The following is a 25004-nucleotide window of genomic DNA, read 5'->3' as shown; positions in this document are numbered from 1 at the left end:
GTCACCTTCCCGCTGTTCGCCAAGGTCGACGTCAACGGCCCCGACGCCCACCCGCTCTACCAGTGGATGCGTTCGGAGCAGAGCGGTCTCGTCGGCGACAAGATCCGGTGGAACTTCACCAAGTTCCTCATCGATCCCGAGGGCAACGTCGTGAAGCGCTACGGCACCACGACCACGCCCGACCAGATCGCCGACGACATCGAGGCCCTGCTGCCGTAGCAGGAATATCGCGGCGCCGGATTTCGCTGTAGCTGGTGCCAGATGGCAGAATGCATCCTTGGTTCTGGTTCACGGTCCGCGACGCGGATCGACCCAGCGCCCACGAGAGGACTCCATGAAGCGCGACATCCATCCTGAGTACATCGAGACCCGGGTCACGTGCACCTGCGGCAACTCGTTCACCACCCGGAGCACCGCCACCGAGGGCGTCATCCACTCCGAGGTGTGCTCCGCCTGCCACCCGTTCTACACGGGCAAGCAGAAGATCCTCGACACCGGCGGCCGCGTGGCCCGGTTCGAGAAGCGGTACGGCAAGAAGTAGCTTCGTCGTCAGTTGAGGCCGATTGCGGCCGAACGCCGACGGCGGGTTGAGCGCCTCACGCCGAAGGCGTCCGCTGCGAAGCCACGGCGGACTGTCACGGAGAGGATGTCCATGTTCGAAGCCGTCGAGTCGCTCGTCGAGGAGCACGCCGCGCTCGAGCAGCGGATGGCCGACCCGGCCGTGCACGCCGATCCCGTGCAGGCCAAGAAGGTCGGGCAGCGGTACGCCGAGCTGACCGCCGTCATCCGCACCTATCTGGAGTGGCAGCAGGCGCAGGGCGACCTCGAAGCCGCGCGTGAGCTGGAGCTGGACGACGAGGTGAGCGCCCTGGCTCTGCGTGTGTCCGAGCTCGCCGAGCGGCTCCAACACCTGCTCGCACCGCGCGACCCGTCCGACAGCAAGGACGTCATCGTCGAGATCAAGGGCGGTGAGGGTGGCGAGGAGTCGGCTCTGTTCGCCGGCGACCTCCTGCGCATGTACACGCGGTTCGCCGAGCAGCGCGGATGGCGCACCGAGATCCTCGACGCCACCGAGTCCGCCCTGGGCGGCTACAAGTCAGTCACCGTCGGCGTGCAGGCGAAAGGCACGCCGGAGCCGGGCGAGGCGCCGTACGCACTCCTGAAGTTCGAGGGCGGCGTGCACCGGGTTCAACGCGTTCCGGTCACCGAGTCGCAGGGCCGGATTCACACGTCCGCCGCCGGCGTCTTCGTGATGCCCGAGGCCGAGGACGTCGAGGTCGCGATCCACGACGCCGACCTGCGGATCGACGTGTTCCGCTCGTCCGGACCGGGCGGCCAGAGCGTCAACACCACCGACTCAGCGGTGCGCATCACGCACGCGCCGACCGGCATCGTCGTCAGCTGCCAGAACGAGAAGAGCCAGCTCCAGAACAAGGAGCAGGCGATGCGGATCCTGCGGGCTCGGCTGCTCGACGCCGCACAAGCCACGGCCGATGCCGAGACCGCCGACGCCCGAAAGTCTCAGGTGCGCACGGTCGATCGCTCCGAGCGGGTCCGCACCTACAACTTCCCCGAGAACCGCATCTCCGACCACCGCACCGGCTTCAAGGCCTACAACCTCGACGCGGTGATGGACGGTGCCCTCGACGACGTCATCGGCTCCCTGGTCGAGGCCGACCTCGTCGAGCGACTGGCGAGCGTCGAGTCGAGTACGTGAGTACTCGCGCACTCTTGGCGGACGCCGAGGCCGTGCTCACCGACGCCGGTGTCGAGTCGGCCCGAGTCGACGCCGAGCTGCTGATGGCGCACGTCACCGGTGTGCCACGCTCCCTGCTGATCACGGCAGCACGGCTCAACGACCTGCAGCGGCGGTCTTTCCTGGAGCTCGTCGATGCGCGAGCCCGGCGCGTGCCGTTGCAGCACCTCACCGGCTCGGCGGCCTTTCGATTCGTCGACCTCGAGGTGGGGTCGGGTGTCTTCGTCCCTCGCCCCGAGACCGAGGTGCTGACCGGGTGGGCGGTCGAGGAGGCGACAAGGAATGCCGATCCACGAGTGGTCGATCTGTGCACCGGCTCCGGAGCGATCGCGCTCGCGATCGTGCACGAGGTGCCCGGCGCTCATGTCCACGCGGTCGAGCTCGATGAGCCGGCGTTCGGGTGGGCCCAGCGCAACCTGTCCGGAACGGGTGTCGATCTACGGCTGGGTGACGCCGCCGAGGCCTTCGGCGACCTCGACGGTCAGGTCGACGTCGTGGTGTCCAACCCGCCGTACATCCCGCTCGACGCATGGGAGAGCGTCGCGCCCGAGGTGCGCGACCACGACCCGGCGCTCGCGCTGTGGTCGGGCGAGGACGGGCTCGACGCCGTGCGGATGATCGAAGCGACCGCGTGGCGGCTCTTGAAGCCCGGGGGAGTGGTCGGCGTCGAGCACGCCGATGCCCAAGGTGAGTCGGCACCTGCTGTCTTCAGCCGGAGATGGGCAGACGTGCGCGACCACGTCGATCTGGCCGGGCGGCCACGATTCGTGGCGGCGCGCAAGCCGCGCTGACGCTCAACCCCACCGGCCGAGCGCGACCCGCGTGACGAGCGCGGCGAGACTGGCCGGCGTCCACGCGTCCGGGCCAGGCTCCTGGCGCAGCAGCAGGGACGCGTTGTCCTCGGCAAGGCTCGCGAAGTTCGACGCCACCACGAGCGCCTCGGCGTCGCTGAGGTCCTTTCCCTGAGGAGAGAGGGCTCGAACCAGTGCGGCAATCTGCTCGACGAACGTCGCACGGGCCGCCTGGTAGCGGCTCTCGATGGCCGGCGGCATGAAGCGCTGGGCATCGACGACGACCCGCCACGACATGGGGTTGCCGAGCACGGCGACGAAGAACGCCTCGTAGGACGCCGCGACCGTCTGCCCCAGGTCCTGCACGTCGTCGATGGACAGCGCGGCCTGTGTGGCAGCCATCAGACGCTGCTCCTCGCGATCGAGCAGGGCGCGCAGCACGTCGTCCTTGTTGGCGTAGCACTCGTACAGCACCGGCTTGCTGACGCCGGCCTTGGCGGCGATCGCCGCCATGGTCGTGCCCCGGTACCCCTCCGAGTCCCACACGGCGAGTGCCGCGTCGAGGACGAGCGGCCGACGGACGGCGGGGCCGAGATGGGCGGCGCGAGCCGGCGTGGTCGCGGGTGCCGAGTCGCGTGACATCGGGTGGTCTCCTTCGTTTGACAGGCCAGGGGTCACTGCCTATCGTTGCTCAATCCTACCCGTGGGTAGGAAAGACGGGCAGCAACGCGGATCGGCCCATGCACCGGGTCCGTGAAGTGACTGATTGTCGCCACCCTCGTACATAGGATGACGGCCATGGGCGATCTGGCACTCATCGGAGCCGCCATCGCCTTCGGCATCGGGTCCGCCATCCTGCCGGTCATCCTCAACGCCGAGGTCTACGTCATCGGCATGGGAGCGTTCGTTCCCGACAACCTGTTGTTCTTCACGATCCTGTCACTCGGCGTGGGCACGGTGCTGGGAAAGGCGTTGGTGTTCGAGCTGGTGCGCCGCGGCTCGACCAAGGTGCGCCAGACCGTCGAGCGCAAGCCACCGCGGAACGCCTTCACGGCAACGATGCGGACCATCGGCGATCGACTGCTGAAGCTCATCGACCGTCCGTACCTGGGCGCCGCCACCGTGCTCGCGTCATCCTTGACCGGCGTTCCGCCACTCGCAGTCGTGACGGTGCTGGCCGGCGCCTCACGCCAGCCGCTCTCGCTGTTCCTCCTGATGGTCTTCGTCGGACGAACCGCCCAGTTCCTGGCGCTCGCCTACCTCGTCCACGGCGTCACCTGAACCTCCCGGGTGACGTGACTAGGGTGTTCAGGTGAGATTCGACAGTGCGGCGGAGTCCGAGCGCCAGGCCGGCCTCGACGCTGCGCAGGAGGCGATCCAGCGAGGAGAGCTCGTCGTCCTTCCCACCGACACCGTGTACGGACTGGCCGCCGACGCGTTCTCGCACGAGGCCGTCCAGCGACTCCTGGATGTCAAGGGACGGTCGCGACAGATGCCGCCGCCCGTGCTCGTGGGCGCCCCCACCACGCTCGAGGCGCTCGCGACCGACATCCCGTCCTGGTTGCGCACCATGACGACGTCGCTGTGGCCCGGCCCGCTCACGGTCGTCTGCCGCCAGCAGCCCTCACTCACCTGGGACCTCGGTGAGACCCACCAGACGGTCGCGGTGCGCATGCCCGACGACGTCACCGCCCTCGCCCTGCTCAAGGTCACCGGTCCGCTTGCGGTGAGCAGTGCGAACATCACCGGCGAGCCGGCAGCCGAGTCGGTCGACGACGCCCAACGCATGCTCGGCGACGAGGTCGCGGTGTACCTCGACGGTGGCCCGAGCCCGTCCGGCGTCCCGTCGACGATCCTCGACACCACGTCGCCCACCCCGCGAGTGCTCCGCCAGGGCGCGGTCGACCTCGAGACACTGCACTCGTTCAACAACACCATCGAGGCCGAGAGCTAGTGCGCGAGTACCTCGTCGTCTTCGGCATCTCCCTCGGTGTCACGTACTTGCTCGCGTCGATAGCCCGCGTGCTCGCGCACACCTTCGGCGCCGTGGCCAAGGTCCGTGACCGCGATGTGCACGCCGTCCCGACGCCGTACTTCGGCGGTCCGGCGATGCTCGGTGGACTCATCGCGGCCTACCTCACCGCCACCCACCTCCCGTTCCTCTCCCGCTCCGAGAGCTCGGTGTTCAGCGATGCCAGGGCGGTGATCATCGGGGGAGTGGTCATCTGTCTGGTCGGCGTCATCGACGATCTCTTCGAGCTCGACGCGCTCAGCAAGTTCGCCGGCCAGGTGCTCGCCGGGGTGGTCGTCGTCGCCCTCGGGGTCAAGTTCTTCTACCTGCCGCTCTACGGCAGCGTCCTCGGCCTCGATCAGGCACAGTCCGCGATCTTCACCGTGCTGCTCATCGTCGCCACCGCCAACGCGGTCAACTTCGTCGACGGCCTCGACGGGCTGGCCGCCGGCATGGTCGCCATCGGCGCGATCGCCTTCTTCGCGTACGCGTTCGTGCTCGCAGTCGAGAACGGTGAGTCCCGCGCCATCGCGGCGGCCCTGCTCACAGCCGCCCTCGCCGGCGCCTGCATCGGTGTGTTGCCGCACAACTTCTTCCCGGCCCGCATGTTCATCGGCGACTCGGGCTCGATGCTGATCGGATTCGTGCTGGCCTGCTCGTCGATCAGCCTCACCGGACAGTTCCCCGCCACCAACATCTCGGAGGGCATCGGCGGTGCGCAGACGACGTTCCTGACGTTCCTGCTCCCGCTGATCCTCCCGGTCGCGATGCTGCTCGTCCCGTTCCTCGACCTGGCGCTCGCCGTGGTGCGGCGAACCCGCGCCGGTCGCTCCCCGTTCAGCCCGGACAAGATGCACATCCACCACCGGCTGCTGGAGATCGGACACTCACACCGCAACGCCGTGCTCGTCATGTACTCGATCGCCGGACTGGTCGCCTTCGGCACCGTGTTCGTGAGCCTCGTGAGTGGCTGGGAATCGATCGTCGGCTTCGTCGTGTTGGCGGCACTGACCGCCGCTTTCGTGTTCCTCCTGCCGCGGTGGCGACCCATCAAGAGGACCTGACCGCCAGACCGGTTTCGGGCGCAGGGGCGGCTGTCAAGAGCCCATGGCGCTCGTGATAGTTTTCACGTACTTCGCGCCACTGCTCATCGACCCCGAATCGCCAAGGACGGCCGCCGAAAATGACGACCGACGCACCCCCTCGTACCGTCGCCACGACGGGCCTTGAGAGCGGAGTCTCGTCGGTCATTCCAGCAGCTACCAGGAGCGCCCGATGGACGACGACCCCTCCGATGGGCAGCAGCCCGAGGACGGTCCGTCCCTCGGCGGTCGCGACCTCCTCACGCTCGGCAGCATGCTCCTCGGTTCCGTCGTCACGGGTGTTGTGGTCGGCCTGCTTCTCGACTCCTGGTTGGGCACCTCACCGGTCCTTGCGTTCGCCGGCACGATGCTCGGCATCGTCGCGGCCGGTGTGGGCTTCTGGCTTCGAGTCCGCACGTTCCTACGGGGCTGAGGCAGCCCCATGAACGACATCACACCGATCCATGACGGCGCCACACCCATGCCGCCCGCGTCGTTCGGTCGCGCCGTTCACAACCAGCGCCGCGCCGGCCTTCTTGCCCTCGGCCTCGTCGTGGCTGCCGTGTGGATCAGCATCCCGCTCGGCGAGTGGCGTATCGGCCTCTTCCTGGCCGGCGGATTCGTACTCGGCCTGCTCAACCACGTGCTCACCGAGTACGCCATGCAGAAGGCCATCGCCTCCGGCAACCCCATCACCCGGCAGGCCTACGCCTCCAGCTCGTTGTGGCGCCTCGCCGTCATCTCGATCATCGCGTTCGGGGTGGGGGCGATCTACTGGCCGGACGGCGCGGCCGTGATGTTCGGCCTGGCGATCTTTCACATGATCGCCCTGATGCTGACTGCCATTCCGCTGCTGAGAGAGGTGCGAAAGGGATGATCCGAAACCCGGTCACCGCCGAGTCCGAAGAGGGCGGCAGTGCCATCGAGATCGGCCACCACTCCACATGGGAGATCGCTGGGTTCACCGTGCATGCCGACACGATCACCTCCACGATCATCGCTGGTGGCGTCGTCATCTTCCTCGGCCTGCTGCTCCGACGGAGCGCTTCGAACGAGGTCCCCGGCAAGCTCCAGCTGGCGTGGGAAGCACTCGTCATCTGGGTGAACGACCAGGTCGAGAGCACTCTCGGCCGACTCAACCCCTTCGTCGTGCCGCTGGCGGCTTCGCTTTTCGTCTTCATCTTCGTGGCCAACCTGCTCGAGGTCATCCCCACCGACCACAAGGCCCCGCCTCCCACGGCTGACGTCAACCTGACGTACGCGCTCGCTCTGATCGTGATCATCGGCGCAACGGTCTACGGCATCCGGGAGCGCGGCGTGAAGGACTATGTGAAGGGCTTCACCGAGCCTTACGCGATCATGACTCCGTTCAACATCCTCGAGGAGATCGCCAAGCCGATCTCCTTGGCGCTTCGACTTTTCGGCAACATCTTCGCGGGCGGCGTCATGCTGAGCATCATCGCCATGCTGCCGTTCTGGCTGACACCGCTTCCGACGGTTCCGTGGAAGCTCTTCGGCATCTTCATCGGTGCGATTCAGGCGCTGATCTTCGCCCTGCTCACCATCTTGTACTTCGGCATGGCGGCACAGGGCCACGGCACCGGCGACCATGACGACTCGCCGTCCGCTGACGAGACCGATGAAGATGCGGACGAGAAGTCGTCCGCTGGGGCCAAGACCGAGAAGCAGCTGCAGCCCGCCTGAAACATCCAACTTCACAGACCTGCACAGTCATCATCGGAGAAACCGGTGGTGGGAGCCAAGGAGAGACATGGCAGTAGACAACACCGCAGTCACGACCGCCGGCGCAATGGTCGGCGGTGGCATCGCCCTCGGCGGCGGCGCCATCGGCGCGGCCATCGGTGACGGTCTGGCCGGCAGTTCGACCATCCAGGGCATTGCTCGTCAGCCGGAGGCTCAAGGCCGCCTGATGACGATCTTCTTCCTGACAGTCGGACTGTGTGAGGCGATGTACTTCATCAACCTGGCCTTCATGGCGCTGTTCGTCTTCGCCCTGGCCTGAGCCGTGAGTCACGTGATCCAATACGTCACTGCCGAGGAAGGCGGTGGCGAGAGCAACTTCCTCGTACCCAACATGACGTTCGTCTTCGAGCTCATCTCGTTCGCGATCATCATGTGGGTGATGTGGAAATACGTCCTGCCGCCGATCAACAAAGCGATGACCGAGCGCCAGGAGAAGATCAAGGCGCAGTTCGACGAGGCCGCCCAGGCGAAGGCCGATGCCGAGAACACCGAGTCCGAGCTGAAGGCGCAGATGGCCGACGCGCGGGCCGATGCCTCACGGATCCGTGAGGAGGCTCGCGAGCAGGGCGCGCAGATCATCGCCCAGCATCGTGAGCAGGCCCAGATCGAGGCCGAGCGCGTCACGTCGAACGCACACGCGCAGATCGAGGTCGACCGTGCGCAGGCGTTGTCACAGCTGAAAGGCGAGGTCGGCACCATCGCCACCACGCTGGCCGGCCGCATCGTCGGGGAGTCCCTCGATGACGACGAGCGTCAGAAGCGATCGGTCGAGCGGTTCATCGCCGAGCTCGAGGACGAGTCCGACACGAAGAACAAGAAGGGCAGCTGATGCGGGGAGCCTCGGCCGGTTCGCTCACGGAGGTGCTCGACGCCGTCGAGCGGTCCTCGGGAACCCTGAGCACGGTCGGCGACGAGTTGTTCTCCGTCGCCGCCGCACTCGACGTCACGCCATCGGTGCGCCGCGTCCTCACCGACCCGGCCACCGAGGCCGACGCCCGCTCCGGTCTGGCCGCCGCGGTGTTCGGCGACAAGATCGATGTCGCAACCCTCGGCGTCGTCGACGTCGCCGCCCAGCATCGCTGGGCGTCCGGGCGGGACCTTCCCGACGCCCTCGAGGTCGCCGGGCTGGCCGCGCACGTTGCCGCGGCCGATCGCGACGGCTCGCTCGACACCCTCGAGAACGAGCTCTTCGAGGCCCAGCGCATCATCGACGACGCCCGCGAGCTGCGCGGCGTGCTCGGCGATCGCACGATCGCCGCCGATCACAAGCGCACGCTCATCGACTCGATCTTCGGCGGCAAGGTCTCAACGGCGGCCCTCGCGCTCATCCAGCAGGCCGGCGCGACGCGTACCGGATCGTTCGACGCCGTGCTGGCCGGGTTCGCCGACGAGGTCGCGGCCCGACGCCGGCGCCTGCTGGCCGAGGTGCGCAGCGCCTACGAGCTCGGCGCTGCCGAGCTCGACCGACTGGCGGCTGCACTCACCGAGAGGTACGGCAGGGAGGTCCACCTCAACGTCATCGTCGACCCGACGATCGTCGGTGGTCTCCGTGTCGCCATCAACGACGACGTCATCGACGGCACGGTCTCCGGCCGCCTCGAGGACGCCCGACGAGAGCTTGCGGGCTGACCCGCACCACAGACACCACTGATACGAACGACACAGAAGGCAGGCAGAACACATGGCGGAACTCACGATCAGTCCGGACGAGATCCGTGACGCGCTGCAGGCGTTCGTGGCCGACTACAAGCCGAGCGCGACCTCGACCGAAGAGGTCGGCCACGTCTCGGACGCGGGCGACGGCATCGCCCACGTCGAGGGGCTGCCCTCGGCGATGGCCAACGAGCTCCTCGAGTTCGAGGACGGCACGCTCGGCCTCGCACTGAACCTCGACGTCCGCGACATCGGCGTGGTCATCCTCGGCGAGTTCTCCGGCATCGAGGAGGGCCAGACGGTCCGCCGCACCGGCGAGGTGCTGTCGGTGCCCGTGGGCGACGCCTACCTCGGCCGCGTCTGCGATCCGCTGGGCAACCCGATCGACGGGCTCGGCGAGATCAAGTCCGAGGAGCGTCGCGCCCTCGAGCTGCAGGCGCCCAGCGTCATCAACCGCAAGAGCGTGCACGAGCCCCTGCAGACCGGCATCAAGGCGATCGACTCGCTGACGCCGATCGGCCGCGGCCAGCGCCAGCTGATCATCGGCGACCGCCAGACCGGCAAGACCGCGATCGCGACCGACACGATCATCAACCAGAAGGAGTACTGGGACACCGGCGATCCTGCGAAGCAGGTCCGATGCATCTACGTCGGCATCGGCCAGAAGGGCTCGACCATCGCCGCCGTACGCGGTGCCCTCGAGGAGGCCGGCGCGCTGGAGTACACCACGATCGTCGCGGCTCCCGCGTCCGACTCCGCGGGCTTCAAGTACCTCGCGCCGTACACCGGCTCGGCCATCGGCCAGCACTGGATGTACCAGGGCAAGCACGTCCTGATCATCTTCGACGACCTGTCGAAGCAGGCCGAGGCCTACCGTGCCGTGTCACTCCTGCTCCGCCGCCCACCGGGCCGCGAGGCCTACCCCGGCGACGTCTTCTACCTGCACAGCAGGTTGCTCGAGCGTTGCGCCAAGCTCAGCGACGACCTCGGCGCAGGCTCGATGACGGGCCTACCGATCGTGGAGACGAAGGCCAACGACGTGTCGGCCTACATCCCGACCAACGTCATCTCGATCACCGACGGTCAGATCTTCCTGCAGTCCGACCTCTTCAACGCCAACCAGCGCCCGGCCGTCGACGTCGGCATCTCGGTCTCGCGCGTGGGCGGTAACGCGATGACCAAGTCGATGAAGTCCGTCACCGGATCGCTCAAGGTCGAGCTCGCGCAGTACCGCGCGATGGAGGCGTTCGCCATGTTCGCCTCCGACCTCGACGCCGCGTCCAAGGCCCAGCTCGCCCGTGGCCAGCGCCTCATGGAGGTGTTCAAGCAGGGTCAGTACAAGCCGTTCCCGGTCGAGCAGCAGGTCGTCTCCATCTGGGCGGCCACCAGCGGCAAGTTCGACCCTGTCCCGGTGCAGGACGTCAGCCGGTTCGAGCAGGAGTTCCTCGAGTACGTCAAGTTCCAGCACGAGGGCATCTTCGACGCCATCCGCGAGTCCGGGAAGTTCGAGGACGACAACGAGAACGCCCTCGAGGATGCCTACAAGTCCTTCCTCAACCAGTTCGAGACGAGCGAGGGCGAGCGCATCAAGGCTGGTCACGAAGAGTTCGACGCCCTCGAGGACGAGGACGTCGAGCAGGAGCAGATCGTCAAGCAGAAGCGGGGCTGAAGTGACCACCACCGAGAACTACGAGGCGCCACCGGCGCCCAGGCACGCGCCTCGCGGCGTTGTCCTCGGTCGCAGGGCGTCCAGCCCAGCTCCCTCGTCCGCCTTGCGATGCACGCACCTGAACGCCGCTGGCATCCACGTCGCTCTCGGTGGTGATCACTGAGTGGCCGTCTCCCTGCGCGAGTACCGCGCCAAGATCAAGTCGACGCAGTCGATGAAGAAGATCACGCGCGCCATGGAGCTGATCGCTGCGTCCCGCATCATCAAGGCTCAGCAGCACGCGGCGGCGGCGGAGCCGTACGCCCGCGAGCTGACCCGGGCCGTGTCGGCGGTGGCCACGTTCGCGGACGTCGATCATCCGCTGACCACCGAGAAGGACGATCCCAAGAAGGCGGCGGTCCTGGTCATCTCCAGCGACCGTGGCCTGGCGGGGGCGTACTCCTCGAGCGTGCTCAAGGAGTCGGAGCGTCTCGCCGAGAAGCTGCACTCCGAGGGCAAGGAGGTGGAGTACTACCTGGCCGGCCGCAAGGCGGAGGGTTACTTCAGGTTCCGCCAGCGCGACTACGTCACGTCCTGGAGCGGTTTCTCCGACCGGCCCGAGTACGCCAACGCCCGCGAGATGGGCGACATGCTCGTGGCGGCCTTCAACGCCGGCCTCGACGAACCGGTCGAGGGCGGCACCGCCGACCAGGAGCGGGCGGTCGACGAGCTGCACATCGTGTTCACCCGGTTCAGGTCGATGCTCACCCAGGAGCCCGACGTCATCCGGCTCCTTCCGCTCGAGGTCGTCGAGGGAACCGAGGAGCCCGACCCTGACGAGGTGCTCCCTCTGTATGAGTTCGAGCCCTCGGAGACCGAGGTGCTGGACGCGCTGCTGCCCAAGTACGTCAACAGCCGTATCTACTACTGCCTCCTGCAGGCGGCCGCCTCCGAGCTGGCGGCCCGCCAAAAGGCGATGAAGTCCGCCACCGACAACGCCCAGGACCTCATCGAGAAGTACACCCGCGTCGCCAACCAGGCCCGTCAGGCCGGCATCACCCAGGAGATCAGCGAGATCGTGGGTGGCGCCAACGCGCTCGCCGACGCCAAAGCCCAATCCGAATAGCCCCGTACGAATAGCCCAGTCCGAATAGCACTGAGTGAGTGAGAGACATGACTGCCACCACCGAAGAGAAGCAGACCACCACCGGCCGCGTGGCCCGCGTGATCGGGCCGGTGCTCGATATCGAGTTCCCCAGCGACGCGATGCCCGACATCTACAACGCGCTGACCGTCGACGTCGAGATCGCGGGTGAGACGGAGACCTTGACCCTCGAGGTGGCGCAGCACATCGGTGACGGCATGGTCCGTGCCATCAGCCTGCGGCCCACCGACGGCGTCGTGCGTGGCACCACCGTCATCGACCTCGGAGGGCCGATCAGCGTCCCCGTGGGCGACCAGACGCTCGGCAAGGTGTTCAACACCACCGGCGAGGTGCTCAACCTCGAGGAGGACGAGACCTTCGAGGTCGAGGAGCGCTGGGGCATCCACCGCAAGGCCCCGGCGTTCGACCAGCTCGAGGCCAAGACCGAGATGTTCGAGACCGGAATCAAGGTCATCGACCTTCTCACCCCCTACGTGCTGGGCGGCAAGATCGGTCTGTTCGGTGGCGCCGGTGTGGGCAAGACCGTGCTCATCCAGGAGATGATCGCCCGCGTCGCCAAGGACCACGGTGGTGTGTCGGTGTTCGCCGGAGTCGGCGAGCGCACCCGCGAGGGCAACGACCTCATCACCGAGATGGACGAGGCCGGCGTGCTCGGTCAGACCGCGCTCGTCTTCGGCCAGATGGACGAGCCGCCGGGAGCGCGCCTGCGCGTGGCGCTGTCGGCCCTGACGATGGCCGAGTACTTCCGCGACGTCCAGAAGCAGGACGTGCTGCTGTTCATCGACAACATCTTCCGGTTCACGCAGGCCGGCTCGGAGGTCTCGACGCTGCTGGGCCGCATGCCTTCGGCCGTGGGATACCAGCCGACGCTGGCCGACGAGATGGGCGTGCTGCAGGAGCGCATCACGTCAACGCGTGGTCACTCGATCACGTCGCTCCAGGCCATCTACGTGCCGGCCGACGACTACACCGATCCGGCTCCGGCCACCACGTTCGCGCACCTCGATGCGACCACCGAGCTGAGCCGTGAGATCGCCTCACTGGGCATCTACCCGGCCGTGGACCCGCTGACGTCGACCTCGCGCATCCTCGACCCGCGCTACATCGGCGACGACCACTACACCACGGCCAACCGGGTGAAGGGGATCCTGCAGCGCAACAAGGAGCTGCAGGACATCATCGCGATCCTCGGTGTCGACGAGCTCAGCGAGGAAGACAAGACGATCGTGTCCCGCGCGCGTCGTCTGCAGCGCTTCCTGTCCCAGAACACCTACGTGGCCAAGCAGTTCACCGGTCTGGAGGGCTCGACCGTCCCGATCGACGAGACCGTCGACGCCTTCACCAAGATCTGTGACGGCGAGTACGATCACGTGGCCGAGCAGGCCTTCTTCATGTGCGGCGGTCTCGACGACGTCGACAAGAAGTGGGACGAGATCCAGAAGGGCCTCTGATGTCAGACCCGCTGCAGGTCGAGCTCGTGGCCGCCGACCGGGTGGTCTGGTCGGGCGAGGCGACGATGATCATCGCCAGGACCGCCGAGGGCGACCTCGGGGCCTTGCCCGGCCACGCGCCGGTCCTGTCGATCCTGCTGCCGAGCGTCGTCGAGATCACCACCACCGACGGCGAGCAGGTGCGGGCGGCGGTCGAGGACGGGTTCCTGTCCATCGCCAACGATCGGGTGTCGATCCTCTCCGAGGACGCCTTCCTCGCTGACGAGATCGACGTGGACGCCGCGCGGGCCGAGGTCGAGAAGCTTCAGGGTGAGGACGACTCGCTGGCTCTGCAGCGCGCCGAGGCCAAGGTACGCGCCGCGGAGAAGACGTCCTGACTCGTTGAGAGCGAAGGGAGGACACCTCAGTGCCGATCTGGCTGTGGCTCGTCGACTCCCTCGCGCTCATCGTCGTTCTCGCCGCACTCCTGGTGCTGGCGCTTGTCGTCCGTAGACGACTGGTCGCCCGGAGGGGTGGCACGTTCGACCTCAGCATCAATCGTCGCGACGAGGCGACCTCCAAGGGATGGACGCTCGGGGTCGGCGCCTTTCGAGGCAACACCCTCGAGTGGTACCGCACCTTCTCGTTCGCGTGGTGGCCGCGCTACCGGTTCGTTCGCGGCGACATCGCGATCGATGGGAGGCGTGATCCGCTCGGACCGGAGGTCTACTCCGTGCACACCGGACACGTGATCGTCACGGTGCGCCACCCGTCTGGTGTGCGGCAGATGGCCATGAGCCCGAGCGCGCTGACCGGTCTTCTCGCGTGGCTTCATTCATCGCCGCCAGGTCACAGCGTCAACAACGTGCTCTGAGAATCCTGAAAGATTGACGCAGAACCCTCAGGCAAGGAAGAATCGGGCCCGGTCGGGGGGTCACGTTGACGCCCCTGGGAATTGGAGTTCATCGTGATCAAGCGCATTGCAGTCGCCGCGTTCGTATCTGTCGTCACTGCGCTCGGTGTGGTTGCCCCAGCAGCCTCCGCGCACTCCGCCAACGCCGCCACCTACTACCACGTGGACATCGACTGGGAGTGACGTCACCCGTCCGACTCGACCGGCGCTGACCTTTCACCGCCGGGTACCCACAGCACGTCCCCGTCCTCGCGGTTCGCATACCGCGCGAGGATGAATAACAGATCACTGAGCCGGTTGAGGTACTTCGCCGTCAGCACATTCATGGTGTCGCCGTACTCGTCGAGTGCGGCCCAGGCCGACCGCTCCGCGCGACGTGTCACCGTGCGGGCCACGTGCAGCTCGGCCGCAGCCTGAGTCCCTCCGGGCAGGATGAACGACCGCAGCTTCGTCAGTGACTCGTTGTAATGGTCGCACCAACCCTCGAGCCGCTCGATGTAGTCGGGCTCCACCCGCAAGGGTGGGTACTTCGGGTCCTCAACCACGGGGCACGACAGGTCGGCGCCCACGTCGAACAGGTCGTTCTGCACGTGCGTGAGCACGCCCACGACGTCGTCGGGCAGGGTACCGAGCGCAAGCGCGACGCCGAGATGGCTGTTCGCCTCGTCGACGTCGGCGTAGGCGCCGATCCGGAGATCCAGCTTCGACGTCGTGCTCATGTCGCCGAGATTCGTCGTGCCGTCGTCGCCCGTACGTGTGTATATGCGGGTGAGGTTGACCATAGTGGCGAGTCTAGGCGGCGCTGAGGCGGGTAATCTGGCCGCTATGCCTGACAAGCCCTGGGTGATGCGCACGTACGCCGGACACAGCTCCGCCGCCGAGTCGAACGCCTTGTACCGCCGCAACCTCGAGAAGGGTCAGACCGGGCTCTCCGTCGCGTTCGACCTTCCCACCCAAACCGGCTACGACCCCGACCACGTGCTCTCCAAGGGAGAGGTCGGCAAGGTCGGTGTCCCGATTCCCCATCTGGGCGCCATGCGCCGGTTGTTCCAGGACATCCCGCTCGACACGATGAACACCTCGATGACCATCAACGCCACCGCGATGTGGCTGCTCGCGATGTACGAGGTCGCAGCCGAGGAGCAGGGTGCTCCGCCGTCGAGCCTGTCGGGGACGACGCAGAACGACATCATCAAGGAGTACCTGTCGCGCGGTACGTACGTGTTCCCCCCGGAGGCGTCGCTGCGCCTCACGACGGACATGATCGCCTACACGGTCAAGGAGATCCCCAAGTGGAACCCCTTGAACATCTGCAGCTACCACCTGCAGGAGGCGGGCGCGACGCCCACGCAGGAGCTCGCCTACGCACTGTGCACCGCGATCGCCGTCCTCGACGCTGTCCGGGACTCCGGCCAGGTGCCCGAGGACGAGTTCGAGCACGTGGTCGGTCGCATCTCGTTCTTCGTCAACGCCGGCGTGCGGTTCATCGAGGAGACCTGCAAGATGCGGGCGTTCGCGCAACTGTGGGACGAGATCACCCGGGAGCGCTACGGCGTCGAGGACCCCAAGATGCGTCGTCTGCGCTACGGCGTGCAGGTCAACTCGCTCGGCCTCACCGAGGCCCAGCCCGAGAACAACGTCCAGCGCATCGTGCTGGAGATGCTCGGTGTCACGCTGAGCAAGAACGCGCGTGCCCGAGCCGTGCAGCTGCCCGCCTGGAACGAGGCGTTGGGTCTGCCGCGCCCGTGGGACCAGCAGTGGTCGCTCCGCCTGCAGCAGGTCCTGGCCTTCGAGTCCGACCTGCTCGAGTACGACGACATCTTCGAGGGCTCCCACGTCATCGAGGCCAAGGTCGCCGAGCTGGTCGAGGGCGCGAAGGCCGAGATCGACCGCGTGCAGGCGATGGGCGGAGCGGTGGCGGCGGTCGAGTCGGGCTACATGAAGGGAGAGCTGGTCGCCTCGCACTCGGAGCGCCGGGCCCGCATCGAGGCCGGCGAGATGAAGGTCATCGGCGTGAACTCCTATACGGAAACTGAACCGTCTCCGCTGACGTCCGACCTCGACACCGCCATCCAAGCGCCTGACCCCGAGGCGGAGCGGGCGGCGATCGCCGACATCGAGACGTGGCGCTCGGAGCGGGACCAGCCAGCCGTCGACAAGGCGCTGAAGCGGCTGCAGTCCGAGGCGAAGACTGACACCAACCTGATGGAGGCGACGCTCGACTGCGTACGAGCCGGCGCCACGGTCGGTGAGTGGGCCGGCGCGCTGCGGGAGGTGTTCGGGGAGTACCGCGCACCTACCGGCATCACCGGCGGTGTCGGCGTCGCCGAGGCCGGCAAGGAGCTCACGGCAGTGCGCGAGCGGGTTGCCGCCACCGGAAAGGAACTGGGCACCCGGCTTCGTTTCCTGGTCGGCAAGCCGGGCCTTGACGGTCACTCCAACGGCGCCGAGCAGATCGCGGTCCGCGCCCGCGATGCCGGCTTCGAGGTCATCTACCAGGGCATCCGGCTCACGGCGGCGCAGATCGTCGCCGCGGCCGTGGCCGAGGACGTCCACTGTGTCGGGCTGTCGATTCTGTCCGGGTCCCACATGGAGCTCGTGCCGGAGGTGCAGAAGGGCCTGGCCGAGGCGGGGATGGGCGACGTGCCGGTCATCGTGGGCGGCATCATCCCCGACTCCGATGCGCGGGCTCTGGAGAGCCAGGGCATCGCCGCCGTGTTCACGCCAAAGGACTTCGGCATGACCGACATCATGGCGCGGATCGTCGAGGAGATCCGCAAGGCCAACGATCTGTCTTAGACCTAGAACGTCAGGACAAGCTGCGGAAGTCGGCCGGCAGGCCGCCGCCACCCGCGACCGACGTTGCGAGGTCCTGCAGAGCCATCAGCGCGACCGACTGGCTGAACGGGCCGAACGAGACGCGGGCGACACCTAGCTCGGCCATGCGCGCCGGCTGGACGCCGCCGGGGACGGCGAGCAGCGACAGCCGGCCGGGTCCGAACGCGTCGACGAGCGTGGTGGTCTCGTGCTCGCTGACTCCGCCCGGGACAAAGACCACCGGTGCCCCGACGTCAAGGAACGCCTGACCCCGCTGCACGGCGTCGCCGAGGACGTCCGCGCGCGGACGGTCGCCGGCGAGCAGGAACGCATCGGTGCGGGCGTTGAGGACGAAGTCGGACAGGCCCTCGTCTACTGCGGCTTTGATGACAGCCTCGACCGCGGCGACGGCCTCGGGCAGCGGATCCATCCGGTCCTCGAGATTCATGCCCACCGCTCCGACGCCGATCGCGTGCCGCGTGGTCTCGGCCGGGTCGCCGTAGCCGGCTTCGAGATCGGCCGTGACAGGAAGTTCGGTTGCGGCCACAACCCGCTGGACGACGTCGAGCATGGCGCCTCGACTGATGTGTTCGCCGTCCTCGAAGCCGAGCGACGCGGCGATCGAGTGGCTGGCGGTCGCAAGCGCCTGGACTCCGGGCACGTTGGCCACCACGCGTGCGCTGGTGACGTCCCAGACATTGACGAGGCGGAGCATGGCGGGAGGGGCATGGAGGCGGCGCAGGGTGGCGGCCTTGTCCTGGGTCGTCGGCACACGGGCCACCCTAGGGCGTACCTCCCCTTCCGGTCCGGGCTCGCGGCACGGCGAATCCCGACCGGCGGCGTTCTCGTCGGTCGCCGCACAACCCCGGTGCGCCTCCCTCCTCCGCCTTGCCGGATTCGGGTCCGCCGCACCGCTCCCTGATCCGAACCCGAAGGGGAGGCACACCCTAGGACCCGTCACTGTCAAGACCGACGGATAGGCTCAGCGTATGCAGGGGACAACCATCGGCGCGCGTCATGTCTCGGCGGTCGTGCTGGGTGTCCTAGCCATCACGATGACTGCCTGTGCGTCGGACGAACCGGCCGACGTAACCGTCAAGCTCGAGATGAGCGTGCAGGCCGACGAGAACGCCAAGGCGCGCACCGGGACGTTGACCTGCCCGGGCGAGACGGCCAAGGAGAGAGACATCTGTGCTGCCCTCGACGTCGTTGCGCCCGCAGTGTTCGAACCCGTTCCCCTCGACGAGGCCTGCACGGCCATCTACGGCGGTCCTCGCACGGCTACCGTGACGGGTTCCTATCAGGACGAGCCCGTCTCCGCGATCTTCAACCAGGAGAACGGCTGCGAGATCGCCCGGTGGAACCAGATCAAGCCGGTCCTGAAGGCCCTCGGCCTCACGACCTAGAACAACCTCAGGCTCGGATCGTCGATGCCGCGCAGCTCGTCGTAGTTGACGACGACGCACTCGATACCCCGGTCCTTGGCCAGCGTGCGCGCCTGCGGCTTGATCTCCTGGGCCGCGAACATGCCCCGCACCGGCGCCAGCAGCGGGTCGCGATTCATCAGGTCGAGGTAGCGGGTCAGCTGCTCGACGCCGTCGATCTCGCCGCGACGCTTGATCTCCACGGCGACCGAGCCGCCAGACGCGTCCTTGCAGAGCAGGTCGACCGGACCGATGGCGGTCATGTATTCGCGGCGCACGAGGCGCATGCCGACCCCCAGCTTGGTCGTGTGCTCGGCGAGCAGCTCCTGCAGGTGCTTCTCGACGCCGTCCTTCTGCAGACCGGGATCGACACCCAGCTCGTGGGCCGAGTCGTGCATCACCTCGTCAAGCCGGATGCGCAGCGTGTCGTCGGACTTCGTGGCCGACACCGTCCATTCGGTGACGCCGTTGATGGTTTCCTCGCGCAAGGTGCACGGAGGACTCATCCAGTTGAGCGGCTTGTACGAGCCACCGTCGGAGTGGACCAGTACCGAACCGTCGGCCTTGACCATGATGACGCGGGTGGCCAGGGGAAGGTGGGCGGTCAGGCGACCGGCGTAGTCGACCTGACACCGCGCGACGACGAGCCGCAACCTACTGTCCCGACGAAGAGGGGACCCGCTCGAGCGTTCCGAGGTTGAAGACCAAGGTCTCGTCCTCGACGGCGCCCTCGTCGGTGTTGCCGTCGTCGCCCTCGAGCGCGACTGTGCCACCGTCGAGCGTGTACTTGCCGACCCGGAAGTTCTCGACGTCCTCGAAGTCCTCGACGAACGTGCCGTCGGCGCGGAAGTGGACCGTCCACTTCGCGTCCGGGTCCTCCCAGTCGCCGACCAGGTCCGATGCCTGCTCGGGCACACCGCTCGTGACCGGGGCCGAGGCGGAGGCGCCCTTCGACGGGCCTGCGGTTTCGGAGGGCGACGACGTGGCTTCGTCAGAGCTTTCGCCGTTAGTGCCGCAGCCCGCGAGAGCGACCAGCAGGGCAGCCGCTGTGGCGATCCTCATACGCATTTCACGGATCTCCCGATGTCGACAGTGACGCTGTGACGATAGTGTGTCACGACCCCCCACCCCAAGGAGTTAAGGCATGCAGGAGATCGTGGACCGATTTTTCGGGACGGATCGGGGGGCCGAGATCGCTCGTATCCTTTTGCTCCCGTACCTGAACCACGCCGCCACGATGTATGCCAGCGAGTACGCCACCCGCGACGACATCGACGCCGCGATGCGCTTCGGATGTGGCTACCCGATCGGGCCCCTCGCACTCATCGAGGCGCTCGGGCCCGACGTCGTGATCTCCGGGCTGGAGAAGCTGCACGCGGACACCGGTGATCCCTTGCACGCTCCCGCGCCGGTTCTCGGCGAGCTGGCTGTCGCTCCGTCGTCCGATGACGCCGCGGTGCCGCAGCTGCGGCACGAGATCTCCACGGTCGGGGTCGTGGGCACCGGCACCATGGCCGCCGGCATCGTCGAGGTGTTCGCCAAGGCCGGCCACGACGTCGTGTTCGTCGGTCGATCCGATGAGAAGGTCGATGGGGTCGTCGCCCTCATCACCAAGAACCTCGACAAGGCCATCGCCAAGGGAAAGCTCGACGACGACGCCAAGGAGGCCGTGCTCGGGCGGCTGACCGGCGCCATCAGCAGGGAGTCGCTGGCCGACGTCGACATCGTCGTCGAGGCCATCGCCGAGGACATGGACGTCAAGTGCGAGTTGTTCACCGACCTCGACCGCATCGCCAAGCCCGGCGCCATCCTCGCGACGACCACGTCGTCCTTGTCGATCTCCGAGCTCGCTGCTGTCACCAGCCGTCCCGAGGACGTCGTGGGCCTTCACTTCTTCAACCCGGCGCCGATCATGAAGCTGGTCGAGGTGGTTTCCGCGCCGACCACGAGTCCCGAGGTCGCCGAGACGGCGAAGGCGCTCAGTGGCAAGGTCGGCAAGCATCCGGTCTCGTGCACCGACCGCGCCGGCTTCATCGTCAACGCCCTGCTGTTCCCGTACCTCAACGACGCCGTCAGGCTGTACGAGGCTGGCAGCGACTCCCTCGACGAGATCGACACGGCCATGAAGCAGACCAAGCTCCCGATGGGCCCGTTCGAGCTGCTCGACGTCGTGGGCAACGACGTCTCGCTGGCCATCCAGCAGACCCTGGTGGGGGTGTTCGGGCACGCCGGATGGGAGCCCGCACCGACTCTCGTCCGGCTTGTCGATGAGGAAAAACTCGGTCGCAAGACCGGCGAAGGCTTCCACACGTACTGAGCTGGATCCCGACGATTCCGGTAACCCCAGGGTTCCGGCCTCGTTATCATGCGAGAGGGAGCATGACAGGAGCAACAGCACATGACCCGAACCGACACCGTGGTGGCCAGCAGCCGCTACGTGCGGATCGCCGTCATCACGTTCTTGGCAGCCGTTCTGCCGATGCTCCTCACGGTCGAGCTCCTCGCCGCACATATCGGCCAGACGACGCGTGAGGTCGTCCAGGCGAGCGAGTGCCGGGGCGATGGATGCGAGCTCTCGGCCGTCGTTGTCCGCACGGTGACCGAGCTCGAGGACCGGGGCCTGAACTGCCGTTCCAAGCCGGCACTCACCGACACCATCGTCTTCGAGTGGAACAACGACGACGTCGAGGTGATCGACTTCGCCGCCGCGCTCGAGGCGTCGTCGAACAGCGCAGGATGGGTCCGTCAGTACTGCCTTCCACCGGGGTAAACGTAGGATCGAGGCATGCCTCGTCGCCGTGCAGTCCATCCCGCGCAGCGTCATCTGCGCCCGACAGCCGAGCGGATCGTCGACAAGCGCGACGGTCAGTGGTACGTCCGGCCCATCACCGGCGCGACGTCCACGAAGACCTACACCTGTCCCGGCTGCCTGCAGGCCATCACGCCGGCCACTCCCCACACGGTCGCCTGGCCGGTTGAGAAGTCGCTGCTCAGCGCCGATCCCATCGACGAGCGCAGGCACTGGCACACAGCCTGCTGGGCGAGGAAGCACTGATGACTGACGCCGACCAGGCCATCCGGGGCAACTCCATCCTTCCCGCGCGTCGCGAGCCACTGACGTTGCAGACCGCCGACGGCGTCGACCTCGTGGGCGAGCTGGCCCTGCCCGCCGACCGCGACCCGGTGGCCACCATGATCTGCCTGCACCCGCTGCCGACCCACGGCGGGATGATGGACAGTCAGCTGTTTCGCAAGGCGGCCTACCGGCTCCCGGCGCTGGCCGGCATTGCGGTCCTGCGGTTCAACACCCGCGGAACGTCGAGTGTCCAGGGCACCAGCGGAGGAGAGTTCGACAACGGGGGAGCGGAGAAGTACGACGTCGCCGCGGCCATCGAGTATGCCGAGTTCGCCGACCTCCCGCATATCTGGTTGGTCGGCTGGTCCTTCGGCACCGACCTGGCGCTCATGCACGGACTCGACCCGGCCGTCGAGGGTCTGGTGCTGTTGTCGCCGCCACTGCGGTTCTCCGCCGACGAGCACCTGGCCGCTTGGGCCGAGTCCGGCAAACCGGTGACGGCTCTCGTGCCCGAGCTGGACGACTATCTGCAACCTGGTGATGCGCGTGACCGCTTCGCGGCGATCCCCCAGGCCGAGGTGATCGGTGTCGACGGCGCCAAGCACCTGTGGGTCGGTGATGCCGAGCGGGCCCTTGACGAGATCACGGCACGGCTCGCACCTCAGGTGACGACGCCGTTGCCGCGCACGTGGGACGGACCCATGGAGCGGGCCGACCCCTCCCCCTACCGCGATCGAACGGTGGCGGCGTTCTCCGACGTGCCCCGCTGACGGTCAGTCGTTGGAGGACGGCTTGGCCGAGACGTCGTCCTTGTCGTCGACAGGCTCCAGCACTGCCGTCGTCTCAGCAGGTGCCGGCTTCTCAGCGGTCCGCGCAACCGGCTTCTCCTCGACCGCGTCCTTGGTCGTCTTCTTCTTGTCCGTCCTGTTCGCGGCCGCCTTGTCGTCGCCCTTGTCCTCCAGCACCGTGCTCGGGGCGAACGAGGCGACGATGTCGCGCAGCTGACCCATCTGGCTGAGGATGCCTTCACGCTTACGCTCGAGGTCCTCGACCTCGGCGCGGAGGTTGCGTGTCTCCCGCTCGACACTGGTGGTGGCGGTGGCTCTCAGGTGGTCGGCCTCGGCATGTGCGTTGGAGACGATGGCACTCGCCTCGGTCTTGGCGCTATCGACGATGCGGGCGGCCTCGGCGCTCGCGGAGTCGCGCGACTTCGTGGCCTGTGACATGAGGTCACGTGCACGCTCGTCGGCCGCGGCGGCGCGAGTCTCGGCGTCGCCCACCAGCTTCGCCGTCTGCTCGCTGGCTGCGACGTGGTTGTCGGAGGCCTCGCGCGCGAGCCGCTCCTTCTCGACGGCGAGCACGCGGCGAGCCTCGGTGACCTCGCGGTCGGCGGCGGCGCGGGCCTGCTCGACCTCGCGGGATGCGCCCAGACGCATGTTCTGCACGTCCTGCTCGGCGGCGAGACGGACCTGGGAGGCCTCGCGCTCGACCTGGGCGCGGAGGTCCTCGGAATAGGCCGTAGCCTCGGCTTTCTTGGCCTCGGCCTCCTCGAGCAGGCTGCGGCGCTTGTCCTCGAGCTCGGTGACCGCCCGTGTGCGCAGCTCCTCGGCGTCCTTGGCGGCCGCCGTGCGCAGCAGGCTCGCCTCCTCCTCGGCCTTCTTGACGAATTCCTCGGCCTCGCGGGCGGCACGCGTGCGGACGTCCTCGGCCTCCCGCTCCGCCAGCTGGAGCAGCTGGGCGGCGTGACCACCCAAGGTGGTGTACGACGGCTTGTCGACGGAGTCGGCTCGCTCCTTGAACTGGCTCACGGTCTCGCGGAGCTCGCTGACCTCGTTTTCCAGGGACTTGACACGATCGGCGGCACCACTGAGCTCACTCGCCTGGTTGCGTACCCAGGCATCGACGGCGTCGCTGTCGTAGCCGCCCCGGCGGGCCAGGGGAAAGGTGGCTTCCGCCGAGTTCTTGGCGGCATCGAAGATGGACAATCCGGACTGCTCGGACATGGGTTACCTCTGCAGGGTGGGTCGGTGTGGGTCAACCATACTCGGCGTCTGAGGCCAGGTTCAGACGCCCCGGAAGCGGTTGATGGCCTCCAGGTGAACAGCCCGCTTTTCCTCGTCCCGCACGCCGAGGCCCTCCTCCGGGGCCAGCGCGAGGACGCCGACCTTGCCTTGGTGGGCGTTCTGGTGGACATCGAGCGCGGCCTGACCGGTCTCGGCCAACGGGTACACGCGCGAAAGCGTCGGATGGATGAGGCCCTTGTCGATCAGTCGGTTGGCCTCCCACGCCTCGCGGTAGTTGGCGAAGTGCGAGCTCTTGATCTGCTTGAGGTTCATCCAGAGGTAGCGGTTGTCGTACTCGTGCATGTAGCCCGAGGTCGACGCGCAGGTGATGATCGTGCCGCCCTTGCGCGCGACGTACACCGAGGCGCCGAAGGTCTCTCGGCCCGGGTGTTCGAAGACGATGTCGGGGTCCTCGCCGCCGGTGAGCTCGCGGATCCTCTTGCCGAAGCGCTGCCACTCTTTGGGGTCCTGGGTGTTCTCGTCCTTCCAGAACTTGTAGCCCTCGGCCGATCGGTCGATGACGTGCTCCGCGCCGAGGGAGTGCACGATCTCGACCTTCTCGGGCGAGGAGACGACGCACACCGGGATGGCGCCGCCGTTGAGGGCCATCTGGGTGGCGTAGGAGCCGAGGCCTCCCGATGCGCCCCAGATCAGCACGACGTCGCCCTGCTTCATGTTGGCGCCGTTCTTGGACACCAGCTGGCGGTAGGCGGTGGAGTTGACCAGGCCGGGGCTGGCCGCCTCCTCCCAGGTGAGGTGGTCAGGCTTGGGCATGAGCTGGTTCGACTTGACGACGGCCAGCTCGGCGAGGCCGCCGAAGTTCGTCTCGAAGCCCCAGATGCGCTGCTGCGGATCCATCATCGTGTCGTCGTGGCCGTCGGGGCTCTCCAGCTCGACCGACAGGCAGTGTGCGACGACCTCGTTACCGGGCTTCCAGGCGTTGACTCCCGGGCCGGTGCGGAGCACGACGCCGGCGAGGTCGGAGCCGACCACGTGGTACGGGAGGTCGTGGCGCTTGCTGTAATCAGACAGGCGCCCGTAGCGCTCGAGGAACCCGAAGGTGGGCACCGGTTCGAAGATCGAGGTCCAGACGGTGTTGTAGTTGATCGCGCTGGCCATCACGGCGACCAGGGCCTCGCCCGGCGCGAGCTCGGGAACCGGGACCTCGTCGAGGTGCAGGCTCTTGCGCGGGTCCTTCTCCTTGGTCGGTATGTCCGCGAACATCTCGGCCTCGTCCTTGTGGACGGTGATGCCTTTGTAGGTCTCGGGGACCTCGATGGCGGCGAACTCGTCGTCGGGGGTGTCGCCGGCCTGGATGGCGTCAAGAATGTTCTGCACGTGGCGTCCTTCGTTCGGGGTCCCAGCGATGTTACTGGGGGTTAACATCAGCGGCTACACAGACCTGTTGTGA

31 protein-coding genes and 1 pseudogene are annotated in these 25004 nt (G+C 67.3%); 25 read left to right on the top strand and 7 right to left on the bottom strand.

Annotation, left to right across the window (positions count from 1 at the left end):
* The 4 genes and pseudogenes from ACRDPN_RS13560 to prmC all read left to right on the top strand — a co-directional run.
* Window positions 1–219: pseudogene (locus ACRDPN_RS13560) on the top strand (glutathione peroxidase); the annotation flags it as partial.
* A gap of 115 nt (window positions 220–334) precedes the next feature.
* Window positions 335–541: a 50S ribosomal protein L31 gene (rpmE, locus tag ACRDPN_RS13555; protein ID WP_431448955.1), complete on the top strand. Its 207-nt coding sequence runs from the start codon at window positions 335–337 to the stop codon at window positions 539–541.
* Between the two features lie 111 nt (window positions 542–652).
* Entirely contained in the window at window positions 653–1717 is a 1065-nt protein-coding gene (gene prfA, locus ACRDPN_RS13550) for a peptide chain release factor 1 (RefSeq protein ID WP_431448953.1), read from the top strand.
* The gene (gene prmC / locus ACRDPN_RS13545; protein WP_431448951.1) at window positions 1714–2547 is read left to right on the top strand and encodes a peptide chain release factor N(5)-glutamine methyltransferase; all 834 of its coding nucleotides are present in this window, start codon (window positions 1714–1716) and stop codon (window positions 2545–2547) included. Before prfA ends, prmC begins: the two co-directional genes overlap by 4 nt.
* Window positions 2548–2550: 3 nt before the next feature.
* Here the strand turns inward: prmC and ACRDPN_RS13540 are convergent, their stop codons facing one another.
* Window positions 2551–3189: a TetR/AcrR family transcriptional regulator gene (locus ACRDPN_RS13540; protein WP_431448949.1), complete on the bottom strand. Its 639-nt coding sequence runs from the start codon at window positions 3187–3189 to the stop codon at window positions 2551–2553.
* Between the two features lie 156 nt (window positions 3190–3345).
* On the opposite strand from ACRDPN_RS13540, the gene ACRDPN_RS13535 reads away from it, so the two are divergent.
* The 15 genes from ACRDPN_RS13535 to ACRDPN_RS13465 all read left to right on the top strand — a co-directional run bounded on the left by ACRDPN_RS13535 (window position 3346) and on the right by ACRDPN_RS13465 (window position 14396).
* Window positions 3346–3828 carry a hypothetical protein gene (locus tag ACRDPN_RS13535; RefSeq protein WP_431448947.1) on the top strand — a complete coding sequence of 161 codons (483 nt, stop codon included), beginning with the start codon at window positions 3346–3348 and terminating at the stop codon, window positions 3826–3828.
* A 31-nt stretch (window positions 3829–3859) separates the two neighbouring features.
* Window positions 3860–4501, top strand: coding sequence for an L-threonylcarbamoyladenylate synthase (locus ACRDPN_RS13530; protein WP_431448945.1), 642 nt, complete (start codon window positions 3860–3862; stop codon window positions 4499–4501).
* Entirely contained in the window at window positions 4501–5622 is a 1122-nt protein-coding gene (locus ACRDPN_RS13525) for a glycosyltransferase family 4 protein (protein WP_431448943.1), read from the top strand. The genes ACRDPN_RS13530 and ACRDPN_RS13525 overlap by 1 nt, the downstream gene beginning before the upstream one ends.
* Before the next feature lie 211 nt (window positions 5623–5833).
* Window positions 5834–6073: an AtpZ/AtpI family protein gene (locus tag ACRDPN_RS13520; RefSeq protein WP_431448941.1), complete on the top strand. Its 240-nt coding sequence runs from the start codon at window positions 5834–5836 to the stop codon at window positions 6071–6073.
* Between the two features lie 9 nt (window positions 6074–6082).
* Window positions 6083–6517, top strand: coding sequence for a hypothetical protein (locus ACRDPN_RS13515; protein ID WP_431448939.1), 435 nt, complete (start codon window positions 6083–6085; stop codon window positions 6515–6517).
* Window positions 6514–7344: a F0F1 ATP synthase subunit A gene (gene atpB, locus ACRDPN_RS13510; RefSeq protein WP_431448937.1), complete on the top strand. Its 831-nt coding sequence runs from the start codon at window positions 6514–6516 to the stop codon at window positions 7342–7344. Before ACRDPN_RS13515 ends, atpB begins: the two co-directional genes overlap by 4 nt.
* A gap of 67 nt (window positions 7345–7411) precedes the next feature.
* A complete protein-coding gene (locus ACRDPN_RS13505; RefSeq protein ID WP_431448936.1) occupies window positions 7412–7663 on the top strand; it encodes a F0F1 ATP synthase subunit C in 252 nt (83 codons plus the stop codon).
* Window positions 7664–7675: 12 nt separating this feature from the next.
* Window positions 7676–8233 carry a F0F1 ATP synthase subunit B gene (locus tag ACRDPN_RS13500; RefSeq protein WP_431448934.1) on the top strand — a complete coding sequence of 186 codons (558 nt, stop codon included), beginning with the start codon at window positions 7676–7678 and terminating at the stop codon, window positions 8231–8233.
* Window positions 8233–9033, top strand: a complete 801-nt coding sequence (locus tag ACRDPN_RS13495) for a F0F1 ATP synthase subunit delta (protein ID WP_431448932.1) — start codon at window positions 8233–8235, stop codon at window positions 9031–9033. The genes ACRDPN_RS13500 and ACRDPN_RS13495 overlap by 1 nt, the downstream gene beginning before the upstream one ends.
* Before the next feature lie 52 nt (window positions 9034–9085).
* Window positions 9086–10726 (top strand): F0F1 ATP synthase subunit alpha, encoded by a 1641-nt coding sequence (gene atpA, locus ACRDPN_RS13490; RefSeq protein WP_431448930.1) that lies wholly within the window; start codon window positions 9086–9088, stop codon window positions 10724–10726.
* A 163-nt stretch (window positions 10727–10889) separates the two neighbouring features.
* The gene (locus ACRDPN_RS13485; RefSeq protein ID WP_431448928.1) at window positions 10890–11831 is read left to right on the top strand and encodes a F0F1 ATP synthase subunit gamma; all 942 of its coding nucleotides are present in this window, start codon (window positions 10890–10892) and stop codon (window positions 11829–11831) included.
* Window positions 11832–11878: 47 nt separating this feature from the next.
* The gene (gene atpD, locus ACRDPN_RS13480; RefSeq protein ID WP_431448926.1) at window positions 11879–13321 is read left to right on the top strand and encodes a F0F1 ATP synthase subunit beta; all 1443 of its coding nucleotides are present in this window, start codon (window positions 11879–11881) and stop codon (window positions 13319–13321) included.
* Window positions 13321–13698: a F0F1 ATP synthase subunit epsilon gene (locus ACRDPN_RS13475; protein ID WP_431448924.1), complete on the top strand. Its 378-nt coding sequence runs from the start codon at window positions 13321–13323 to the stop codon at window positions 13696–13698. The genes atpD and ACRDPN_RS13475 overlap by 1 nt, the downstream gene beginning before the upstream one ends.
* A gap of 29 nt (window positions 13699–13727) precedes the next feature.
* Window positions 13728–14174: a DUF2550 domain-containing protein gene (locus ACRDPN_RS13470; protein WP_431448922.1), complete on the top strand. Its 447-nt coding sequence runs from the start codon at window positions 13728–13730 to the stop codon at window positions 14172–14174.
* Window positions 14175–14267: 93 nt separating this feature from the next.
* Window positions 14268–14396 carry a hypothetical protein gene (locus ACRDPN_RS13465; RefSeq protein ID WP_431448920.1) on the top strand — a complete coding sequence of 43 codons (129 nt, stop codon included), beginning with the start codon at window positions 14268–14270 and terminating at the stop codon, window positions 14394–14396.
* A 2-nt stretch (window positions 14397–14398) separates the two neighbouring features.
* On the opposite strand, the gene ACRDPN_RS13460 is transcribed toward ACRDPN_RS13465, so the two are convergent.
* Window positions 14399–14995, bottom strand: coding sequence for a cob(I)yrinic acid a,c-diamide adenosyltransferase (locus ACRDPN_RS13460; protein ID WP_431448918.1), 597 nt, complete (start codon window positions 14993–14995; stop codon window positions 14399–14401).
* 43 nt (window positions 14996–15038) lie between these two features.
* Between ACRDPN_RS13460 and ACRDPN_RS13455 the strand changes: the two genes are divergently transcribed.
* A complete protein-coding gene (locus ACRDPN_RS13455) occupies window positions 15039–17012 on the top strand; it encodes a protein meaA (RefSeq protein ID WP_431448916.1) in 1974 nt (657 codons plus the stop codon).
* 10 nt (window positions 17013–17022) lie between these two features.
* Here ACRDPN_RS13455 and ACRDPN_RS13450 read toward each other — a convergent pair whose 3' ends face one another.
* Window positions 17023–17802, bottom strand: a complete 780-nt coding sequence (locus tag ACRDPN_RS13450) for an isocitrate lyase/PEP mutase family protein (protein ID WP_431448914.1) — start codon at window positions 17800–17802, stop codon at window positions 17023–17025.
* A 217-nt stretch (window positions 17803–18019) separates the two neighbouring features.
* On the opposite strand from ACRDPN_RS13450, the gene ACRDPN_RS13445 reads away from it, so the two are divergent.
* Window positions 18020–18436 carry a hypothetical protein gene (locus ACRDPN_RS13445; RefSeq protein ID WP_431448912.1) on the top strand — a complete coding sequence of 139 codons (417 nt, stop codon included), beginning with the start codon at window positions 18020–18022 and terminating at the stop codon, window positions 18434–18436.
* On the opposite strand, the gene nucS is transcribed toward ACRDPN_RS13445, so the two are convergent.
* Together nucS and ACRDPN_RS13435 are read right to left on the bottom strand one after the other, a co-directional pair.
* Window positions 18433–19107, bottom strand: a complete 675-nt coding sequence (gene nucS / locus ACRDPN_RS13440; protein ID WP_431448910.1) for an endonuclease NucS — start codon at window positions 19105–19107, stop codon at window positions 18433–18435. The genes ACRDPN_RS13445 and nucS overlap by 4 nt on opposite strands.
* A gap of 1 nt (window position 19108) precedes the next feature.
* Window positions 19109–19516, bottom strand: coding sequence for a hypothetical protein (locus ACRDPN_RS13435; protein ID WP_431448908.1), 408 nt, complete (start codon window positions 19514–19516; stop codon window positions 19109–19111).
* 82 nt (window positions 19517–19598) lie between these two features.
* Here ACRDPN_RS13435 and ACRDPN_RS13430 point away from each other — a divergent pair, with 82 nt between their 5' ends.
* The 4 genes from ACRDPN_RS13430 (at window position 19599) to ACRDPN_RS13415 (ending at window position 22300) form a co-directional block, all read left to right on the top strand.
* Window positions 19599–20771 (top strand): 3-hydroxyacyl-CoA dehydrogenase NAD-binding domain-containing protein, encoded by a 1173-nt coding sequence (locus ACRDPN_RS13430; RefSeq protein WP_431448906.1) that lies wholly within the window; start codon window positions 19599–19601, stop codon window positions 20769–20771.
* Between the two features lie 81 nt (window positions 20772–20852).
* A complete protein-coding gene (locus tag ACRDPN_RS13425) occupies window positions 20853–21224 on the top strand; it encodes a hypothetical protein (protein ID WP_431448904.1) in 372 nt (123 codons plus the stop codon).
* A gap of 15 nt (window positions 21225–21239) precedes the next feature.
* Window positions 21240–21509 carry a hypothetical protein gene (locus tag ACRDPN_RS13420; RefSeq protein ID WP_431448902.1) on the top strand — a complete coding sequence of 90 codons (270 nt, stop codon included), beginning with the start codon at window positions 21240–21242 and terminating at the stop codon, window positions 21507–21509.
* Entirely contained in the window at window positions 21509–22300 is a 792-nt protein-coding gene (locus ACRDPN_RS13415) for an alpha/beta hydrolase (protein WP_431448900.1), read from the top strand. Before ACRDPN_RS13420 ends, ACRDPN_RS13415 begins: the two co-directional genes overlap by 1 nt.
* Before the next feature lie 3 nt (window positions 22301–22303).
* Here the strand turns inward: ACRDPN_RS13415 and ACRDPN_RS13410 are convergent, their stop codons facing one another.
* Both ACRDPN_RS13410 and ccrA read right to left on the bottom strand, forming a co-directional pair.
* A complete protein-coding gene (locus tag ACRDPN_RS13410; RefSeq protein ID WP_431448898.1) occupies window positions 22304–23533 on the bottom strand; it encodes a DivIVA domain-containing protein in 1230 nt (409 codons plus the stop codon).
* 60 nt (window positions 23534–23593) lie between these two features.
* On the bottom strand, window positions 23594–24931 hold the full coding sequence (gene ccrA, locus ACRDPN_RS13405; protein WP_431448896.1) for a crotonyl-CoA carboxylase/reductase: 1338 nt from the start codon (window positions 24929–24931) through the stop codon (window positions 23594–23596).
* Window positions 24932–25004 lie beyond the last annotated feature (73 nt).

This window comes from Aeromicrobium sp. (genome assembly GCF_050700635.1).
Classification (GTDB): domain Bacteria; phylum Actinomycetota; class Actinomycetes; order Propionibacteriales; family Nocardioidaceae; genus Aeromicrobium.
Note: the sequence above shows the minus strand (reverse complement) of the source record. Positions and strands in the feature narration are given on the sequence as shown.

What these genes read in the sequence shown, in the direction of transcription:
- rpmE (WP_431448955.1), top strand. Translation starts at nt 335, where the DNA reads ATGAAGCGCGACATCCATCCTGAGTACATCGAGACCCGGGTCACGTGC.
- prfA (WP_431448953.1), top strand. Translation starts at nt 653, where the DNA reads ATGTTCGAAGCCGTCGAGTCGCTCGTCGAGGAGCACGCCGCGCTCGAG.
- ACRDPN_RS13540 (WP_431448949.1), bottom strand. Translation starts at nt 3,189, where the DNA reads ATGTCACGCGACTCGGCACCCGCGACCACGCCGGCTCGCGCCGCCCAT.
- ACRDPN_RS13535 (WP_431448947.1), top strand. Translation starts at nt 3,346, where the DNA reads ATGGGCGATCTGGCACTCATCGGAGCCGCCATCGCCTTCGGCATCGGG.
- ACRDPN_RS13520 (WP_431448941.1), top strand. Translation starts at nt 5,834, where the DNA reads ATGGACGACGACCCCTCCGATGGGCAGCAGCCCGAGGACGGTCCGTCC.
- ACRDPN_RS13515 (WP_431448939.1), top strand. Translation starts at nt 6,083, where the DNA reads ATGAACGACATCACACCGATCCATGACGGCGCCACACCCATGCCGCCC.
- atpB (WP_431448937.1), top strand. Translation starts at nt 6,514, where the DNA reads ATGATCCGAAACCCGGTCACCGCCGAGTCCGAAGAGGGCGGCAGTGCC.
- ACRDPN_RS13505 (WP_431448936.1), top strand. Translation starts at nt 7,412, where the DNA reads ATGGCAGTAGACAACACCGCAGTCACGACCGCCGGCGCAATGGTCGGC.
- ACRDPN_RS13495 (WP_431448932.1), top strand. Translation starts at nt 8,233, where the DNA reads ATGCGGGGAGCCTCGGCCGGTTCGCTCACGGAGGTGCTCGACGCCGTC.
- atpA (WP_431448930.1), top strand. Translation starts at nt 9,086, where the DNA reads ATGGCGGAACTCACGATCAGTCCGGACGAGATCCGTGACGCGCTGCAG.
- atpD (WP_431448926.1), top strand. Translation starts at nt 11,879, where the DNA reads ATGACTGCCACCACCGAAGAGAAGCAGACCACCACCGGCCGCGTGGCC.
- ACRDPN_RS13475 (WP_431448924.1), top strand. Translation starts at nt 13,321, where the DNA reads ATGTCAGACCCGCTGCAGGTCGAGCTCGTGGCCGCCGACCGGGTGGTC.
- ACRDPN_RS13460 (WP_431448918.1), bottom strand. Translation starts at nt 14,995, where the DNA reads ATGGTCAACCTCACCCGCATATACACACGTACGGGCGACGACGGCACG.
- ACRDPN_RS13455 (WP_431448916.1), top strand. Translation starts at nt 15,039, where the DNA reads ATGCCTGACAAGCCCTGGGTGATGCGCACGTACGCCGGACACAGCTCC.
- ACRDPN_RS13445 (WP_431448912.1), top strand. Translation starts at nt 18,020, where the DNA reads ATGCAGGGGACAACCATCGGCGCGCGTCATGTCTCGGCGGTCGTGCTG.
- ACRDPN_RS13435 (WP_431448908.1), bottom strand. Translation starts at nt 19,516, where the DNA reads ATGAGGATCGCCACAGCGGCTGCCCTGCTGGTCGCTCTCGCGGGCTGC.
- ACRDPN_RS13430 (WP_431448906.1), top strand. Translation starts at nt 19,599, where the DNA reads ATGCAGGAGATCGTGGACCGATTTTTCGGGACGGATCGGGGGGCCGAG.
- ACRDPN_RS13425 (WP_431448904.1), top strand. Translation starts at nt 20,853, where the DNA reads ATGACCCGAACCGACACCGTGGTGGCCAGCAGCCGCTACGTGCGGATC.
- ACRDPN_RS13420 (WP_431448902.1), top strand. Translation starts at nt 21,240, where the DNA reads ATGCCTCGTCGCCGTGCAGTCCATCCCGCGCAGCGTCATCTGCGCCCG.
- ACRDPN_RS13415 (WP_431448900.1), top strand. Translation starts at nt 21,509, where the DNA reads ATGACTGACGCCGACCAGGCCATCCGGGGCAACTCCATCCTTCCCGCG.
- ACRDPN_RS13410 (WP_431448898.1), bottom strand. Translation starts at nt 23,533, where the DNA reads ATGTCCGAGCAGTCCGGATTGTCCATCTTCGATGCCGCCAAGAACTCG.